The following is a 16,507-nucleotide window of genomic DNA, read 5'->3' as shown; positions in this document are numbered from 1 at the left end:
TCTACCTCAACACCGAGCTTAACCACTACCACCAACGAAAGGGTCGCCATGAAGCGCAACAGCTTGTTGCTCACCGCGGTCGTGGCCGCGTCGGTTCTCATCCTGACGGCATGCGGTGAAGCCAAGGGCCAGAAGTCCGCCGGAGGCCACGGAGAGGCTTTCAAGCCCAAGGGCAACGTCACCATGGTCGTTCCGTACGGGGCGGGTGGCGGCAGCGACATGTCCGGCCGCTCGATCGCGGCCGGCCTGGAGGCCGTGGTCCCCGGCCTCCGGATCAACACGGAGAACCGCGTTGGCGGCTCGGGCGCCGTCGGCTACTCCTACTTCCTGAGCAAGACGGGTGACCCGAACTACCTCCTGCCGAGCGAGACGGCGCTGCTGGCCCTCCCGCTCAACACGAAGGTGGGCTTCGACTACACCAGGTTCACCCCGATCATGAAGGTCGGTGACGATTTCACCCTCGCCGTCGTACCAGCGAGCTCGCCGTGGGCGACGTGCGCGGACCTCGTGAACGCCAGCAAGTCCGGACGCGTCGTCGCGGGCATCTCCGGTGTGACCGGCCTGGACAACGTGGTTTTCACGCTGACCGAGCAGGCCACCGGCGCGAAGTTCGACCGGGTCCCGTTCGAGTCGGGCGACGAACTGCTCGCGGCGCTGCTGGGCAACCAGATCCAGGTCGCGTCGCTCAACCCCGGTGAGGTCGTCGAGCAGCTCAAGGCCGGGAAACTCAAGGCGCTCTGCGCGTTCTCCGAGAAGCGGTACGAGTACCCCGAGCTGAAGGACATCCCGACCGCGAAGGAGCAGGGGATCGACGTCGCGTTCGCCCAGTTCCGTGGCCTGATCGCGCCGGGCGGGATCAGCGACGGAGCCAGGACGTTCTGGATCGACGCGAGCAGGAAGTTCATCGAGTCCGACAAGGCGAAGCAGTACATCGCCAGCAACTACCTGCAGCCGAATGCGCTGTTCGGTGACGACTTCACGGCGTACCTCAAGGAGAACAACGACATGCTCAAGAAGGCCCAGGGCAAGTGAGCACGCTGACTCGCATCCGCAGCAACGGCGAGGCGACGGCGTATGCCGTGCTCGCCGTGGTCGGCCTCGCTGCCGCGGCAGGAGGCATCCATTACGGCGTGTTCGTCGACGGCGGTCGAGTGGGTCCCGGCTTCCTGCCGGTTCTCGCCGGCGGGCTGACCGCGGTCCTCTGCGGCTGGGTCGCCCTCCGGTCGGGGCACGGCCAGCCGAGCCACCGTCCGGGCGGGGCTGCTGCCGGGGCCGGGCCGCACGCTGCCGGCGGCACCGACCTGACGGAGAGCGGTGCGGACGACGACGTCGACATCAGCGGGCGCACCAGGCGGGAGCGGATCCGCAACCTCTGGAAGGTCTTCGGACTGACCCTCGGCGCGATCCTACTCGTGCAGGTGGTCGGCTTTCTGGTCGCGTTCGGCGGCCTTGTCTTCGTGATCTCCACCTGGGTCGAACGGCAGCCGCTGCTGAAGTCCGCGGTGATCGCGGCCGTCGCCACCGGGCTGATCTACGGCGTGTTCGGGCTGTTCCTCCACGTCCCCCTTCCCGGAGGGCTGCTCGGAGTCGGAACGGAAGGCTGAGCGGTGATCGACAACGTCATTCTCGGGTTCCAGACCGCGCTGACGCCCCAGAACCTGCTCTGGTGCTTCGTCGGCGTTCTCGCGGGCACCGTGATCGGGTTGTTGCCGGGGTTGGGGTCGACCACCGGCGTGGCGGTGCTCCTGCCACTGACCCTGGACTTCGAGCCCGTGACCGCGCTCATCATGCTCGCCGGGATCTACTACGGCGCGCAGTACGGCGGAACCATCACGTCGGTGCTGATCTCCACTCCAGGTGAGGCATCGAGCGTCGTGACGACGCTTGACGGCTACCAGATGGCGAGGCGGGGGAGGGCCGGCGCGGCTCTGTCCATCGCCGCCATCGGCTCCTTCGTGGCCGCCATCTTCTCGCTGGTCCTCCTGATGGTGGTCGCGCCGCCATTCGCCGACTTCGCGCTGAAGTTCGGTCCCGTCGAGAACCTGGCGATCATGATCCTGGGCCTGGCCACCATCGTCAGCTTCTCGGGGGATTCGCGGATCCGCGGGTTCGCGATGGCCGCGGCCGGCCTGCTGCTGGCGACCGTCGGGCTGGACGCCGGGACGGGCACGTCACGGTTCACGTTCGACAGCGTCAACCTGCTCAGCGGTGTGCCGTTCGTCGAGGTCATGATCGGGCTGTTCGCCGTCGGCGAGGTGATGTACCAGATCAGGATCGGCGCGGCGGCGCCGATCCGGACCCGCTTCCGGGACCTGCTCATCACCAGAAACGAACTTCGGCGCAGCGTGGGTCCGATCGGTCGCGGCAGCGTCCTGGGATTCCTCCTCGGCTGCCTGCCCGGCGCCGGTTCGACCCTCGCCTCCTTCATCGCCTACGGCGTAGAGAAGCGGGTCTCCAGGAACAAGGGCCAGCTCGGTCAAGGGGCCATCGAAGGGGTGGCATCGCCGGAGAGCGCCAACAACGCGGCGGCCAACGCCAACTTCGTGCCGACTCTCACGCTCGGCATCCCGGGCGGCGGCACGACCGCCGTCCTGCTGGGCGCATTCACCATCTACGGTTTGCAGCCGGGCCCGCTCCTCTTCCAGAACCAGCCGACGCTGGTGTGGGGGCTGCTGGTCTCGTTCTTCATCGGCAACGTGATGCTCCTGGTGCTCAACCTGCCGATGGCCCCGATATTCGCCCAGATGTTGCGGATCCCGTACGCGTACCTGTACCCGATCATCCTGTTCACGAGCTTCGTCGGGGCGTACTCGATCGACAACAACATGTTCAGTGTCTGGATCGTCTTCGTCTCGGGCGTCGCCGGATACTTCATGAAGCTCTACGACCTGCCGGTGGCTCCCCTTGTCCTCGGCCTGGTCATCGGACCCCTCTTCGAGAAGGCGCTCACCCAGACGTCGGCCCTGGGTGACGGTGACCTGCTGATCGTCCTCTCCCACCCGATCGCGCTCGTCGTGCTCGCCCTGGCCGTCCTGTTGGTGGCCGGACCGTCGCTGGCGAGGTTGCTACCGGGCAACACGCCGGCCGAGGAGCGCGAGCCCGCCGGTGTCTGACGGACCGTCCCGGGATCGCCGGCAGCGATCCCGGGACGCACCGTTGGGTCGTAACGTGGCGGACGTCGACCTGCCCTCCGGCCGGTCGGATGCGGTGACGGCCCGAACGAATGGTGCCTGCGCGGTGGTGACCGCGCCGCAGCCGCAGCGGCGGCATGCGATGCCTCATGGCCAGCATCGCCGGGGCCGTCCCACCGGTGGATGACGTCTCGTTGGTGAGCGGGGATGGGGTGGGGGTGGGCTGTAGCGTGCCGGGGGTGGACAGCGTGCACCTGCCCCGCCGGCTGCTGCTCGCCGGAATCGGCTCAGCCGCGCTGGCGACCGTGGCCGGCTGCGAGTCGCAGTCGCCGGGTGCCACGCCGGCCACGCCACGGCCGACCACCACCGCGCGGCCCTCTCGTACCGCAGCGCGCGGGGGCGAAGCTGCGCTGCGGCGAAAGATCGCCAGTCTGCTCGTGGTCGGCTTTCGCGGTGACCGGGTGAGCGACCGTGACTGGATCGTGAAGGCGGTCAGAGGCGGCTTGGGCGGGGTCATCCTCTTTGATCAGGACCTGGAGACCAAGTCGGTGCGTAACATCCGCTCGCCCGAGCAGGTCACGCGTCTGGTGAAGAGTTTGAAAGATGCCTCGCCCGGCCGGCTCATCGTCTCCATCGATCAGGAAGGCGGCCGTACCTCCCGCCTCAACCGGAGCAACGGCTTCCCGGCCACCAGGTCGGAGGCCGAGATCGGCGCGGAGGATTCCTCGGCAGCCACCCGCGACTGGGCGCGGGGACTGGTCGCCAGTCTGGCGCGGATCGGGGCCAACCTGAACTACGCCCCGGTCGTCGACCTGAACGTCAACCCCGACAGCAGGGCGATCGGCAAGCTCGGCCGCAGCTTCTCCGCCGACCCGGACGTCGTGGTCAGCAACGCTACCGAGGAGATCCAGGCCCATCGCGCGGCTGGCGTGAAAACAGTCCTGAAGCACTTTCCCGGATTGGGTAGCGCCGCCGGCAACACCGACTTCGAGGTCGTCGACGTCAGCGACACCTGGCAGGAAAGGGAACTCGAACCGTTTCAGCGGCTGATCCAGGCCGGCGTCGCCGACTCGGTCATGGCCGCCCACGTACTCAACAGGCAGTTGGACCCGGCGTATCCGGCGTCCCTGTCGACCGCGACCGTGACCGATCTGCTCCGCGGCCGGCTCGGCTGGCGCGGGCCGGTGGTCAGCGACGACATGCAGGCGGTCGCGATCACCGACCGGTACGGCGCCGCCGCGGCCGTCGCCCTGGCGTTGCAGGCCGGCCTCGACCTGCTCGTCTTCGCCAACCAGCAGGTGTACAACCCGCGAGTCGTCGACGAGACAGTCGACACGATAATGGGTCTCGTCCGGACCGGGCGCATCAGCGAGGACCGCATCGACCAGTCCGTCACGCGAGTGGATTCTCTCCGCCCCAAACGCTGACCCGACATGCTCCCGCCGCTCCAACCCCGTGGATGCGTTCGCGGCACAACAGGCCTGGCCGCTCGTCCGACTGGTCGTCCCGCAGCAGATGCCAGTGCGTCGGACCTCCCTCGTATGGTGGTGGGGTGGCTGAGCGATCCCTGACCCTGATGGCGGTGCACGCCCACCCCGACGACGAGGCGACGAGCACCGGCGGCATCCTCGCCCGGTACGCGGCGGAGGGAATCACGACGGTGCTCGTGACCTGCACGGACGGGGGGTGCGGCGACGGGCCTGGTGGGGTCAAGCCGGGCGACCCCGGCCACGACCCGGAGGCGGTGGTGGCAATGCGCCAGGCCGAGTTGACGGCCAGTTGCGAGGCGTTGAAGGTCACGCACCTGGAGACGCTCGGCTATGCCGACTCCGGAATGATGGGTTGGGCGACCAACGACGCGCCCGGCGCATTCTGGAACATCCCGGTGGGGGAGGCGGCCGACCGGCTGGCCGAGTTGATCCGGCGCTACCGGCCCGACGTCGTCGTCACCTATGACGAGAACGGCTTCTACGGCCACCCGGATCACATCCAGGCCCACCGCGTCACGATGGCCGCCGTCGAGCGGACGGACATCCCCGCGAAGGTGTACTGGACCACCGTGCCGCGTAGCGCGTTCGAGGAGTTCGGCCGCGTGATGAAGGAGATCGGCGTCGAGTTTCCCGAGCCGGACGGGCCGTCCGAGGAGATGCCGGAGCTTGGTCTGCCGGACGACGAAATCACCACGTGGGTGGACACGAGCGCCGTCGCCGGGCAGAAGTTCGAATCCTTGGCCGCGCACGCCAGCCAGGCCGAGAACATCTTCTTCCTGCAACTCGGCCAGGATCGGTTCACCGAGCTCATGGGCGTGGAGACCTTCGTCCGGGTCCGCGACACCACCGGTGCGCCGACGCCGGAGGACGATCTCTTCGCCGGGCTACGCTGACCGGGCAGAGCGGCGGTCAGACAGTCCTCGTGCGGGCAGAGCCGTCACCGTGATGTCCACCGAGGCCAGGTAGCAACCTGGCCATCACCACGTGGCCCACGTCCTCGCCGGCTCGGCGGCCGAACGGCCGCCATCTCCCGTCGGTTGCGGTTCGGCTCAAGCCGGAAGACGACTTCCAGAAAGAAGAAATCGGCCAATCCCCGGCCGCGCCGCACCGGTTGAAGATCAAGCTAGTCGACGCGGGGAAGCGCGATGGTGAATGTCGTCCCGGCGCCGACCTCACTCGCGACCGTGATGGTGCCCTGGTGATCGGTGACGATCTGCCGGGCGATGGCGAGGCCGAGGCCACTGCCCCCGGTACGGCGGCCCCGTGCGGCGTCGGCCCGCCAGAACCGGTCGAACACATGCGGCAGCGCGTCCGCTGCGATCCCCGAGCCGGTGTCGACGACCCGGACGATCGCCTGCGTGTCGGTGCGGCTCGCGACCAGCCGGATGCTGCCGCCCGCAGCGGTCGCCCGTAGTGCGTTGGTGACGAGGTTGCCCACGACCTGGCGGAGCCGGTCGGGATCGGCGTGTACCGCAACCGGCTCGGCCGCCACGCGCAACGACACCCCGGCTGACTCCGCCCGGGCGTGGTGGGCGGTGCCGCAGGTCTCCAGGAGTTCGGCCAGATCCACCGTGACCCGGTGGTACGCCAGCTTGCCGGCCTCAGCCAGGGCCAGGTCCTGCAGGTCATCGACGATGCGCTGTTGCAGCACCGCCTCTTCGTGGAGTGACGCGAAGAGATCCTGATCCGGCGTGATCACGCCGTCGGAGAGCGCCTCGAGATAGCCGCGCAGGTTGGCCAGCGGGGTGCGCAGTTCATGTGCGACGTCGGCGACCAGCCGGCGTTGCCGCTCCTCCCCGCGCTGCAGGGAGTCGGCCATCCGGTTGAACGACCGGGCCAACTCCGCCAGCTCGTCGTTGCCCCGCACCGGAACCCGTCCGGTGAGGTCGCCCCGGCCGAGCCGCTGAGCGGCCGCGGTGAGCGTGTCGATGGGGCGCAGCACCCGCCGGCTCAGCAGCACGGTGCCGATGACCGCGACCGCCGCAACGCCCGCTGCCGCGGCGAGCAGTGGGCCGGCGGTCAACACGGAAGCCGGCTCGCCGCGAGCGCCGAGGTAGACCCGGGCGGGTACCGGCGCGACGTCACTGATCTGGGTGGTGAAGGCCTGGGTCAGGCAGGAATCCAGTGGTTCCACCGCCGTCAGGGCGCGGCAGTCCTGCACCCGGGTGGCGTCGGCCGCCGGGTCACGGCCCGGCCGGGCTGCGGCGTCGCGACAGCCGCCGACGATCTCGTCGAGATCCTGGCGATCGCGTACGTCGGCCCCGCTCAGGTTGGCCTCGAAACGAGGAACTCCCGTGCTGGCGGGTGAAACGGCAACGGGAACGGATGCCCGCGTCAGGCAGGCCGCGAACAGCACGCCGGTGCGGTAGGCGACGATCTCACCGACCACGCCCTTCTCCCGGCCCGCCGGGTCCGCTGGCAATGCGGCCAGATTCAATACCGGCCGCGGGTCGACGAACCCGACCATCGTGCCGAGCGGCCGGGCGGTGCGGTTCTCCTGGGTGTCCGTGTCCACGATCACGTCGCCCGTGTCGGCGAGCAGGTGGATCCGCTGACCGGTCTGGGCGCGCAGGTCCTGCACCAGGTCGGGCACGCCCTCCCAGGTGCCGTGCCGGCTGCCGTACATCTTGAGTCGGGCGACGACCTGGTCGAGTTGCGCCCGGTCGGTGGTGGCCGAGTCGTTGATCTGTTGCGAGGCCTGCCGCAGGGTCAGCCACGCGGTCGCCGCGGTCGCGCTCACCGCGACGAGGATGACCAGCCAGAGCACCCGTAGCCGAAAGCTCACCGGCTGGCTCCGGGCGTGCCCTCGGGCGTCGGCGTCGCCGCCGGTTCCGGCTCCGGTTCGGCGAGCCGGTAGCCGCGGCCGTAGACGGTCTGCACGTACCGGGGTTCGGCAACGTCGTCCTCGATCTTGCGGCGGAGGTTCATCACGTGCGCGTCGACGGTGCGTTCGAGCACGAAATGATCAAATCCGAAGGCCCGGTCGATGATCTGCGCCCGGGTGAACGCCCGCCCGGGCGCGCCGGCGAGCACCTCGAGGATGCCGAACTCCTTGGCCGTCAGGGCGACCGGCCGGCCGCCGACGCGTACCTCGAACCGCCCGGCGTCCACCTCGAGCTCGCCGACGCGCAGCACCGCCCGGTTGTCGGCGCTCACCACCCGGGCCCGGCGCAGCAGCGCCCGTACCCGAGCGGCCAGCTCCCGCGGGCTGTACGGCTTGGTGAGGTAGTCGTCGGCACCGAGATCGAGGCCCAGCAGGATGTCGTCCTCGGTGGTACGGGCGGTCAGCAGCAGGATCGGAATCTCCGATTCGGCGCGCAGGATCCGGCACACGTCGAGGCCGTCGACGACCGGCATCATCACGTCGAGGACCACCAGGTCCGGCCGGCGGGACCGGCACTCGTCCACCGCGGCCCGCCCGTCGCCGACCAGCAGCACGCTGTGCCCCTCGCGTTCGAGATAGACCCGTACCAGGTTGGCCTGCTTGGGGTCGTCCTCGGCGACCAGGATCCGCGCGCTCATGTTTCCCCAATCTGCCTGGTGGTGGCGGGGGTCAAGTAAACCCGAAACCCGTGAAGAACTGATGTGGGCGGGCTCCGGAGAGCGGCGGGCGGGAAATCCGCACAGCTGGCCCACGGCTTCTTCAAGGTTTCTTCACCACCGGCTGCCTACCGTGCCAGTCATGTCAGTCAGGAGCCGGACATGATCTTCGAACCAGCACGCCCAGGCCGCCGAGACGAGCAACAGCGGCGGGCGGTCCGGCGGCGGATCCGGGAGACGCTCGCGGTGCGCCGGGCAGCCGCTGTCGGCGGGCACGGGGCCGCCGAACCGCCGGATGCCCCGCCCGTCGACCCCAGGGCTGCCGGGTGACGCTGGGTACGCGCGGTCGGCGCGCGGGGACCGGTGTGATCAATGAGAGTGCCCAGCTGGCCGAGGCCGTGGTCGATCTTGCGGCGATCACGCACAACATCCGGACGATCGCGGCGATCGCCCGTACCGGCTTGATGGCCGTGGTGAAGGCCGACGCGTTCGGGCACGGCGCGGTGCCGGTGGCGCGGGCTGCGTTGGGGGCCGGCGCGGTCTGGTTGGGCGTGACCTCGACGACGGAGGCGCTGGCGCTGCGATCGGCGGGCCTCGACGCGCCCGTCCTGAGCTGGCTGCACCGGCCGGACGAGGACTTCACCCGCCTGATCGCCGGGGACGTCGACATCGCGGTGTCGACCCTGACTCATCTGCGCGCGATCGCCAACGCGGCCACGGAGCTCGGTGTGCCCGCCGCGGTCCAGCTCAAGGCGGACGTAGGTCTGTCACGCAACGGTGCCGGCGGCGACGAATGGCCCGAACTGGTCGCCTGGGCTCGCAAGCACGAGGCGGAGGGCGCCGTCCGGGTACGCGGGGTGTGGTCCCACTTGACCAACGCCGACGTGCCTCGATGCCAGAGCATCGCGCGGCAGCTGTCAACGTTCCGGGAGGCGCTGCGGATCGCCCGGGATGCTGGGCTTGACCCTGAAGTGGTGCATCTGGCCAATTCGGCGGCGGCACTGGCCGCCCCGCAGACCCGGTTCGATCTCTGCCGGATCGGCCTGGCCATGTACGGCGTCGACCCGTTCGGCGCGACCGGTCCCCGCCGCTACGGCCTGCGACCCGCCATGATCCTGCGGTCAAGGGTGATCAACCTGAAGCGCGTGCCCGCCGGGACCGGCGTGTCCTACGGCCCCGATCACGTGACCGGTCGGCCGACCACACTCGCTCTGCTGCCGCTCGGGTACGCCGATGGTCTGTCGCGCACCGCCGAGGGCCGCGCGTGGGTCTGGCTCGCCGGCCGGCGCTGCCCGATCGTCGGGTGCATCGCCATGGATCAGTGCGTCGTCGATGTCGGGGATCTACCGGTGGCGCTCGGCGATCCCGTGGTCGTCTTCGGCCCCGGCGCCGAGCCGGGCTCGCCCGACCCGGCCGAGCCGACGGCCGCGGAGTGGGCGCAGTGGGTCGGCACCAACCCGCACGAAGTCTTGACCGGAATCGGCGCGCGAGTGGCGCGCGTACACCTGCACGGGGAAGCGGAAACATCATGACTGTTCGTTTGGCGGTGCTGTTCGGTGGGCGCAGTGGGGAGCACGACGTCTCCCGGCGCTCGGCGGAGAGCATCCTGGCCCATCTCGACCGTGACACGTATGACGTGACTGAGGTGCTGATCGAGCGGGACGGCCAGTGGCGGGTGAACGGCGACCGGGCCACGTTCGCGCAGGCGCTGGGGACTCTCGGCGGTCAGGACGTGGTGTTCCCGGCGCTGCATGGCCCGTACGGTGAGGACGGCACCGTCCAGTCGATGCTGGAGTGGCTCGGCGTCGCGTTTGTCGGAAACGGTGTCTTCGCCAGCGCCGCGGGAATGGACAAGCCGGTCACGAAGAAACTCCTCGCCGCCGACGGCCTGCGCGTGGCCGACGGGGTGACGCTGCGGCCCGACGAGGATCTGTCGTCGCGGGATCAGGAGCGGCTGGGGCTGCCCGTCTTCGTCAAACCGGCCCGGGCCGGCTCCAGCCTGGGAGTCTCCAAGGTCGAACAATGGGCGCAACTGCCCGCCGCCCTGCGGCTCGCGCGCGAGAGCGACGCGACAGTTCTCGTCGAACGCGCCGTGCGCGGGCGCGAGATCGACGTCGGCGTCCTTCAGCACCCCGACGGTCGCGTCGAGGCCGGGCCGCCGCTGGAGATACGGGTGGCGAACGCCGCCTTCTTCGACTACGACGCCAAGTACGACGGCGGTGCCGTCTTCCACATTCCGGCCCAGCTCGACCCCGGCACCCCCCGACTACTGCAGGACCGGGCCGTGCAGGCGTTCCACGCGCTCGGCTGCCGTGGGCTGCTCCGCGTCGACTTCTTCCTCCCGGATCCGGACGCCGAGCACGGCACAGGGTGGACCGGAGACCACCGGGAGCCGGTGATCAACGAGGTCAACACTTTCCCCGGATTCACCGCCGCCTCCCAGTACCCGCAGATCTGGCAGCGGGCCGGCGTCGGCTTCTCCGCACTGCTCGACCTCCTCATCCAGGGCGCACTGCACCGACGCGACACCTCGTCCCCCTGCCCGAGCCCCTGCTGATGGCCGTCTACACCGCGGAACGTCTCCGTGGTCTCCGCATGATCGTCACGGGCGGGGGAACCGGCGGGCACACCTACCCGGCGCTGACCACGATCCGTACGCTCCGCGACCGGCTAGCGGCAGCCGGCACCGCACCGGACGTCCGCTGGGTGGGCGTCGCCCACGGACTGGAGGCCAGAATCGCCCGGCAGGAGGGCATTCCCTTCACGGCGATCACCACCGGCAAACTGCGCCGCTCGCCGAACCTGCACGAGTGGGCCCGCAACGTCGCCGACGCCTTCCGCGTGCCGCTCGGCATCTTCCAGGCCATCATGATCGTGGTGCGCACCCGGCCCGAGGTGGTCTTCTCCACCGGCGGATACGTCGCCGTCCCGATCGGGATCGCCGCCTGGATGACCCGCCGCCCTCTCGTCATGCACGAGCAGATCCTCACGCTCGGGCTGGCGAACCGGATCCTCGCCCGCCTCGCCGATCGAGTCCTGCTGAGTCACGAGTCTTCCATCGACCAGCTGCCCGCCCGAGCGAGAACCCGCGCGGTGGTCACCGGCAACCCGATCCGGCCCGAGATCCTCACGGGCAACCGCGACCGGGCGCTCGCCGCGTACCACCTGGATCCGCGCCTGCCGCTGGTGTACGTCACCGGCGGCGCCCAGGGCGCCGTCCAGGTCAACAACCTGATCGCCGACATCCTCCCCGGACTCCTGGCGAAATGTCAGGTGCTGCACCAGTGCGGCGACTACTCCCTCGACCGGATGCGGCAGGTCGCGGCCGCCCTCCCGGAACACCTGCGCAGCAGGTACCGGGTGGTCGACTACGTCCACGGCGAGCTGCCCGACGTCCTGAGCGCCGCGGACATCGTGGTCGCGCGCAGCGGCGCCGGCACCGTCGCCGAACTCACCGCCCTGGGCAAGGCATGCGTCTTCATCCCGCTCATCCCCACCGGCGGCGACGAACAGCGGCGGACCGCCCGGCACCTCGCCGACGCCGGTGCCTCCCGGATGCTCGCCGGCCCCGACGCCTCCGCCCACCGCCTCTACGAGGAGATCATCGTGCTGCTCGACCACCCGGAACGACGCCAGGAGTTGGCCAACGCCGCCCGTCGACACGGCCGGACCCAGGCGGCCACGGCCGTGGCCAGCGCGATCATCGATGCCGCTGGGCGGTACCGGTCATGATCCTGCTGTCTGATCGGCGAATCTCGGCCATCCCGCTCGGCGACAACGGGGAGGCCCTGGTCGACGTACGCCAGGTCGCCGACCTTCGGGTGGACGACCGGCTGGCCGACGAGGCCGGCGCGTACGCGCACCTGCGCGAGGCGACGGTGCAGCGTCTGCTCGCCGTCCAGCGGACCCTGCCCGGAGGGCTGCGGCTGCTGGTCATCGAGGGGTACCGGCCGCTCAGCCTGCAGACGACCTACTTCGAGAGCTACCAGGACGAACTGCGTCGCAGGTACCCGGAGTGGGACTCGGCGCGCCGGCACGTGGAGGCCAGCAAGTACGTCTCGCCGCCCGAGGTGGCTCCGCACAGCACCGGCGGGACGGTCGACCTCACGCTCTGCACGGCCGATGGGATCGAACTGGACCTGGGCACGATCGTCAACGCCAGCCCGGTGGACAGCGCCAACGCCTGCTTCACCGGATCACCCCACATCTCCCCGCGGGCCCGCACCAATCGCGGCATCCTGGGCCGGGCGCTGTCGTCTGCCGGCATGGTCAACTACCCGACCGAATGGTGGCACTGGTCGTTCGGCGACCGCTACTGGGCGCTGAGCACCGGGGCCGCCCGAACCCGGTACGGGCCGACCGCCATGAGGTAGTTACGACGTGTAGCGACGGTGACAGACGCGTCCGGCAGTCCAATCACGTCAGAAACCCAGCTTCCTATTTGCCTGGCTTTGCCGGCTCGGGGGGCGCCCCTCGTGCCCGCCGCCAGTCGGCGATCGCAGCCCCGGCGAGCACCAGGGTGGCGGCGACGAGTCCGACCAGCGGTCTCGTCGGCATCAAGACCGGGAAGAGAGCGACCAACACGACCAGCACGACGATCCGGGCGGGCGATACTCGGTCGAACACCTCGTGCTCCAGGCGCGACCGCCCGATCATGAACAGCGCTGGTCCGCCGAGAACCACCGCGAGCCACGGCGGCGGCACCTCCCCGTACGGATGGTCGATGGTGAGTTCGTAGCCGATGGAGGTCGCCACGATGCCGGCTAGCATGATCATGTGTGAGTCGGCGGTCGACCGGCCGAATATGGCGGGCTGCTTTGCCTTGCTCACCGCCTCCGGCAGGATCTGGCCGGCCCGGTAAAAGTAGATTCGCCAGAACAGCACCGTGGTGGCCAGCGCCGCCGCAAACGCGATCGTCCGGCCGGCACTGACGCGTTCGCCGCTGTAGGTCAGGCCGGCCACCAGCACCGTCTCGCCGAGGGCGATGAGGAAAAACGACTGGTAGCGGTCGGCCAGATGCTCGCCCGAGAGGTCCCACTTCCAGGTGGGAGAGCGGCCCAGGCCGGGCACCGGCCAGCCGAGTCGCGCGGACCCAAACTCGATGCTCAGGGCAAGCGCCCAAAGGACACCCCGACCCCATCCTGGCGGCACCAGCGCGCCGACGATCCACAAGATCCCGGTGATACTGAACGTGATCAACATCCGCAGCTTGAGATTCTTACGCTCCGAACCGCGAAGCATGATCGCTAGGACCAGGGGATGTAACACCTGTGCGGTCACGTAGGCGGCGGCGAAGGCGAGGCCCCGGTCGCTGAACGCCCCCGTTATCGCCACGCCCATCACCATTGCGGCTATCAGCCGCACGATGACCACCAGCTGAATCGTCTCGTTGCGCGGGTCGTACCGGCTGGTGGTCCAGGCCGTGACGTGCCAGATGGACCAGAGCGCAAGCAGCAGGACGACAGTCTTCCCGACGTCGCTAAGAATCACGCCCCGTTTGCCGGGATCGGTGGCGAATTCCCCGACCGCCCGAGCGGTGATCCGGTTGAACGCGAAGACGAAGACCAGGTCGAAGAAGAGCTCCAGGAACGTCGCTCGATGCGTGGCCTCACCCTTGTTCACAAGATGCGTCACATCACGTCTTGCCACCGATTCGCCCCGTCCTGCCGGCCGGTCCAGTGCGCTAGCGCAGGCCCGGAGCGGTAACCAGACGGTCAGGCGTCAGGACCAGCCCGCGCCGGACTAGGAGCTGCGGTTCTGCGGTTCCCGCCTCTCGGCCAGTCGTAGCACCCTGCGCGCGGTGCGCAACAAGGTACGGACAAAGAGGTTCGGCGCGGACTGTGCGGTGGTATGAGGCGTCCGCCAAGCCGCGCGGTCAGGATGTGCGGCAGATCAATTCCCCGCGGCTTCACCAACTCAGCGGTCGTTTCCCGATGCGGGGGGCGCCGTTTGGATCTTGTTCGGCAGCCGCGTGCCGGGCGTGTAGCGTCCTGGTCGATGAGGCACGCGGGCTGGAGGCGTAGAAATGGCGGTCCATGACGTCATCGTCGTGGGGCTTGGTGGGATGGGTAGCAGCGCCGCCTACCACCTGGCCGCGCGGGGGCAGCGCGTGCTCGGTCTGGAGCAGTTCGGGCCGGCGCACGACCGCGGGTCCAGCCACGGCGGCTCGCGCATCACCCGGCAGTCGTATTTCGAGGATCCGTCCTACGTGCCGCTCCTGCTTCGAGCGTACGAGCTGTGGGAGAAGCTGGAACGCGATGCCGAACGGGAGATCATTTCGCTCACCGGCGGAGTGTTTGTCGGCCGGCCGGAGAGCCACACCTTCGCCGGCAGTCTGCGCGCTTCGCGCGAGTGGGACCTGCCGCACGAGATCCTCGACGCAAGCGAGCTGCGTCGCCGCTTCCCCACCTTCAGCCCGCAGGACGAGGAGGTGGCGCTCTTCGAGGCCAAAGCGGGCTTCGTTCGCCCCGAGGCGACCGTGTCCGCTCACCTCGAGCTGGCGGGGCGGCACGGCGCCGACCTCCGCTACAACGAGCCGGTACTGCGATGGCAGGCGTTGCCCGACGGCGGAGTGCGAGTGACGACGGAGGAGGGTTCCTATACCGCCGGGCGGCTCGTCGTCTGCCCCGGGGCCTGGGCTCCGGAACTCCTCGCCGACCTCGGTGTGCCGTTCACCGTCGAGCGGCAGGTCATGTACTGGTTCCAGCCGGAGGCCGGGGTGGGCCCCTTCCAACCCGAGCGGCATCCCATCTATATCCACGAGGACGGCGCCGGCACGCAGATCTACGGCTTCCCGGCCATTGACGGGCCCGGCGGCGGTGCCAAGGTGGCGTTCTTCCGGCGCGGTCAGGTCTGCACCCCGGAGACCATCGATCGGCAGGTGCACCCGGAGGAGATCCAGGACATGCGGGAACACCTGGCCGGAGTCCTGCCCGCCCTTCCGGGGCGGTTGCTGAGGGCGGCGACCTGCATGTACACCAACACGCCGGACCAGCACTTCGTGATCGCGACGCACCCGGAGCACCCGCAGGTCACCGTGGCATGCGGATTCTCCGGCCACGGCTTCAAGTTCGTCCCGGTCGTCGGCGAGATCCTCGCCGACCTGGCGACGAGCGGCTCGACGCCACACCCCACCAGCCTGTTCGACCCGCGACGCGACTTCCAAGGTCGCGTCTGAGCCGGCCGAGCCTGACCACTGTCCGGCGCCGATACAGGAGGCCGACAGGGGCCGGGCGTGCCAGATCCGCGCCAGGAGGATCGGGGACCAGGCGGGGACCGCACGCCATCATCACGGTTGGCTTCTCGTCAGGACCGCAATCGGCGGGTCAGGACTCGAAGGGCCAGGGTGAGCGCAGCTCCCACAACGGCGAGGACCACTCCGGCGACGCTGAAGCCGAGCGCCCACTGCATGTAGTACGGCTCGCCGCAGTTCCAGCAGGGACCCCAATACACGCCTACCGTCAGCGCGAGCCCCCACGGGATCCCGAGCCATCCGGCTGCCATGGCTCTCCAACCAGGCATCCGCGACGCGAATCCCGCGCCCACCAGAACCGCGGGTAGCAACAGCACGAACCAAGCCTCAGCCGCCGTGTCGAACGGAAACTCTTCGACGTGACCCAGTCGCCCTTCGCAGAACCCGCAGACCACGGCGAGCAGGGCTGCCCACAACAGCCGCGGCCTGGGGACAACGAAGGTCAACGCCGCCGACCAAAAGACCACCAGCAACAGCGCAGGACCCTGCAGGCTCATCGACGCGTGCATGCGAGGCCCTCCGAGCGGCAGTCAGTGCTCGATCGCGAGCGTGACGAGATGGTCCCGGACCAGCTGGACCCGTCAGGGCCGGGACAGGACGAAGGTCACCGGGGAATGACCGGCGGGGTTGAACAGGAACGTGGCGTGGCCCTTGGCGCCTTCGTAGGCGCCGGTGCCCCCGGTTATCGCCGCGGTGCTGGTCGTGCCTGGTACGAAAGTGCCAACACCTTCGGTGGTAAGGGTTCCCTCGTGCAAGGTGGTGACGATCGTGCAGGTCGTCGTCGCGGTGAATGCGTCGATCACCGTGCAGTGGCCCTCCGCCTTGCCCGCAGGGCGCTGATCCTCGGCCCAGACGAGTGTGTCGCGGAAGACCTCCCGGTCGCCCGTGTGACTGGCGTCGCCACCGTTGAGGAACACGTCGATGGTGGCACCCGTGTCCAGCAGCCGGAGAGTCTGTTGGTGGGGGACGGGATGGCTGCCGACCGCGCCCGCGAGCGCCGCCAAGGGAGCGACGAGAACGGCTGCAACAACTGGACTTAACCGCATGGATTTGCCTCCTTCTCGGCGAGGCGAAACGCCACTGAGGAATGGCGC

General features: G+C 69.4%; 15 protein-coding genes. 10 read left to right on the top strand and 5 right to left on the bottom strand.

What is annotated here, in order from left to right; genetic code table 11:
- Positions 1–48: 48 nt before the first annotated feature.
- The 5 genes from Q2K19_RS30595 to Q2K19_RS30575 all read left to right on the top strand — a co-directional run bounded on the left by Q2K19_RS30595 (position 49) and on the right by Q2K19_RS30575 (position 5,514).
- A complete protein-coding gene (locus Q2K19_RS30595) occupies positions 49–1,032 on the top strand; it encodes a tripartite tricarboxylate transporter substrate binding protein (protein WP_302765709.1) in 984 nt (327 codons plus the stop codon).
- Positions 1,029–1,604 carry a tripartite tricarboxylate transporter TctB family protein gene (locus Q2K19_RS30590; protein WP_302765706.1) on the top strand — a complete coding sequence of 192 codons (576 nt, stop codon included), beginning with the start codon at positions 1,029–1,031 and terminating at the stop codon, positions 1,602–1,604. The genes Q2K19_RS30595 and Q2K19_RS30590 overlap by 4 nt, the downstream gene beginning before the upstream one ends.
- Positions 1,605–1,607: 3 nt before the next feature.
- Complete coding sequence (locus Q2K19_RS30585) at positions 1,608–3,113, top strand: tripartite tricarboxylate transporter permease (RefSeq protein WP_302765705.1); 1,506 nt, start codon at positions 1,608–1,610, stop codon at positions 3,111–3,113.
- 257 nt (positions 3,114–3,370) lie between these two features.
- Positions 3,371–4,558 (top strand): glycoside hydrolase family 3 N-terminal domain-containing protein, encoded by a 1,188-nt coding sequence (locus tag Q2K19_RS30580; RefSeq protein ID WP_302765704.1) that lies wholly within the window; start codon positions 3,371–3,373, stop codon positions 4,556–4,558.
- Between the two features lie 125 nt (positions 4,559–4,683).
- Positions 4,684–5,514 (top strand): PIG-L family deacetylase, encoded by an 831-nt coding sequence (locus Q2K19_RS30575; protein WP_302765702.1) that lies wholly within the window; start codon positions 4,684–4,686, stop codon positions 5,512–5,514.
- 230 nt (positions 5,515–5,744) lie between these two features.
- Here the strand turns inward: Q2K19_RS30575 and Q2K19_RS30570 are convergent, their stop codons facing one another.
- Positions 5,745–7,406 (bottom strand): sensor histidine kinase, encoded by a 1,662-nt coding sequence (locus tag Q2K19_RS30570; protein ID WP_302765700.1) that lies wholly within the window; start codon positions 7,404–7,406, stop codon positions 5,745–5,747.
- Positions 7,403–8,143 (bottom strand): response regulator transcription factor, encoded by a 741-nt coding sequence (locus Q2K19_RS30565; protein WP_302765699.1) that lies wholly within the window; start codon positions 8,141–8,143, stop codon positions 7,403–7,405. The genes Q2K19_RS30570 and Q2K19_RS30565 overlap by 4 nt, the downstream gene beginning before the upstream one ends.
- A 344-nt stretch (positions 8,144–8,487) precedes the next feature.
- Here Q2K19_RS30565 and alr point away from each other — a divergent pair, with 344 nt between their 5' ends.
- From alr to Q2K19_RS30545, 4 genes are read left to right on the top strand one after another with little or no spacing between them, the layout of a single operon-like run.
- Positions 8,488–9,693: an alanine racemase gene (gene alr / locus Q2K19_RS30560; RefSeq protein ID WP_368046117.1), complete on the top strand. Its 1,206-nt coding sequence runs from the start codon at positions 8,488–8,490 to the stop codon at positions 9,691–9,693.
- On the top strand, positions 9,690–10,718 hold the full coding sequence (locus Q2K19_RS30555) for a D-alanine--D-alanine ligase family protein (RefSeq protein ID WP_302765697.1): 1,029 nt from the start codon (positions 9,690–9,692) through the stop codon (positions 10,716–10,718). The genes alr and Q2K19_RS30555 overlap by 4 nt, the downstream gene beginning before the upstream one ends.
- A complete protein-coding gene (locus tag Q2K19_RS30550) occupies positions 10,718–11,893 on the top strand; it encodes a UDP-N-acetylglucosamine--N-acetylmuramyl-(pentapeptide) pyrophosphoryl-undecaprenol N-acetylglucosamine transferase (protein ID WP_302765695.1) in 1,176 nt (391 codons plus the stop codon). The genes Q2K19_RS30555 and Q2K19_RS30550 overlap by 1 nt, the downstream gene beginning before the upstream one ends.
- Positions 11,890–12,534, top strand: a complete 645-nt coding sequence (locus Q2K19_RS30545; RefSeq protein ID WP_302765694.1) for a M15 family metallopeptidase — start codon at positions 11,890–11,892, stop codon at positions 12,532–12,534. The genes Q2K19_RS30550 and Q2K19_RS30545 overlap by 4 nt, the downstream gene beginning before the upstream one ends.
- A gap of 64 nt (positions 12,535–12,598) precedes the next feature.
- Here Q2K19_RS30545 and Q2K19_RS30540 read toward each other — a convergent pair whose 3' ends face one another.
- The gene (locus Q2K19_RS30540) at positions 12,599–13,810 is read right to left on the bottom strand and encodes a low temperature requirement protein A (protein WP_302765693.1); all 1,212 of its coding nucleotides are present in this window, start codon (positions 13,808–13,810) and stop codon (positions 12,599–12,601) included.
- Between the two features lie 415 nt (positions 13,811–14,225).
- Here Q2K19_RS30540 and solA point away from each other — a divergent pair, with 415 nt between their 5' ends.
- The gene (solA, locus tag Q2K19_RS30535; RefSeq protein WP_302765692.1) at positions 14,226–15,338 is read left to right on the top strand and encodes an N-methyl-L-tryptophan oxidase; all 1,113 of its coding nucleotides are present in this window, start codon (positions 14,226–14,228) and stop codon (positions 15,336–15,338) included.
- Between the two features lie 128 nt (positions 15,339–15,466).
- On the opposite strand, the gene Q2K19_RS30530 is transcribed toward solA, so the two are convergent.
- Both Q2K19_RS30530 and Q2K19_RS30525 read right to left on the bottom strand, forming a co-directional pair.
- Positions 15,467–15,922 (bottom strand): hypothetical protein, encoded by a 456-nt coding sequence (locus tag Q2K19_RS30530; protein ID WP_302765691.1) that lies wholly within the window; start codon positions 15,920–15,922, stop codon positions 15,467–15,469.
- A 72-nt stretch (positions 15,923–15,994) separates the two neighbouring features.
- The gene (locus Q2K19_RS30525) at positions 15,995–16,417 is read right to left on the bottom strand and encodes an allene oxide cyclase barrel-like domain-containing protein (protein WP_302765690.1); all 423 of its coding nucleotides are present in this window, start codon (positions 16,415–16,417) and stop codon (positions 15,995–15,997) included.
- Positions 16,418–16,507 lie beyond the last annotated feature (90 nt).

The organism is Micromonospora sp. NBRC 110009 (assembly GCF_030518795.1).
Taxonomy (GTDB): Bacteria; Actinomycetota; Actinomycetes; order Mycobacteriales; family Micromonosporaceae; genus Micromonospora.
Note: the sequence above shows the minus strand (reverse complement) of the source record. Positions and strands in the feature narration are given on the sequence as shown.

Coding starts and splice junctions, on each gene's coding strand:
- solA (WP_302765692.1), top strand. CDS start 14,226: ATGGGTAGCAGCGCCGCCTACCACCTGGCCGCGCGGGGGCAGCGCGTG.
- Q2K19_RS30530 (WP_302765691.1), bottom strand. CDS start 15,922: ATGCACGCGTCGATGAGCCTGCAGGGTCCTGCGCTGTTGCTGGTGGTC.
- Q2K19_RS30565 (WP_302765699.1), bottom strand. CDS start 8,143: ATGAGCGCGCGGATCCTGGTCGCCGAGGACGACCCCAAGCAGGCCAAC.
- Q2K19_RS30555 (WP_302765697.1), top strand. CDS start 9,690: ATGACTGTTCGTTTGGCGGTGCTGTTCGGTGGGCGCAGTGGGGAGCAC.
- Q2K19_RS30545 (WP_302765694.1), top strand. CDS start 11,890: ATGATCCTGCTGTCTGATCGGCGAATCTCGGCCATCCCGCTCGGCGAC.
- Q2K19_RS30550 (WP_302765695.1), top strand. CDS start 10,718: ATGGCCGTCTACACCGCGGAACGTCTCCGTGGTCTCCGCATGATCGTC.
- Q2K19_RS30595 (WP_302765709.1), top strand. CDS start 49: ATGAAGCGCAACAGCTTGTTGCTCACCGCGGTCGTGGCCGCGTCGGTT.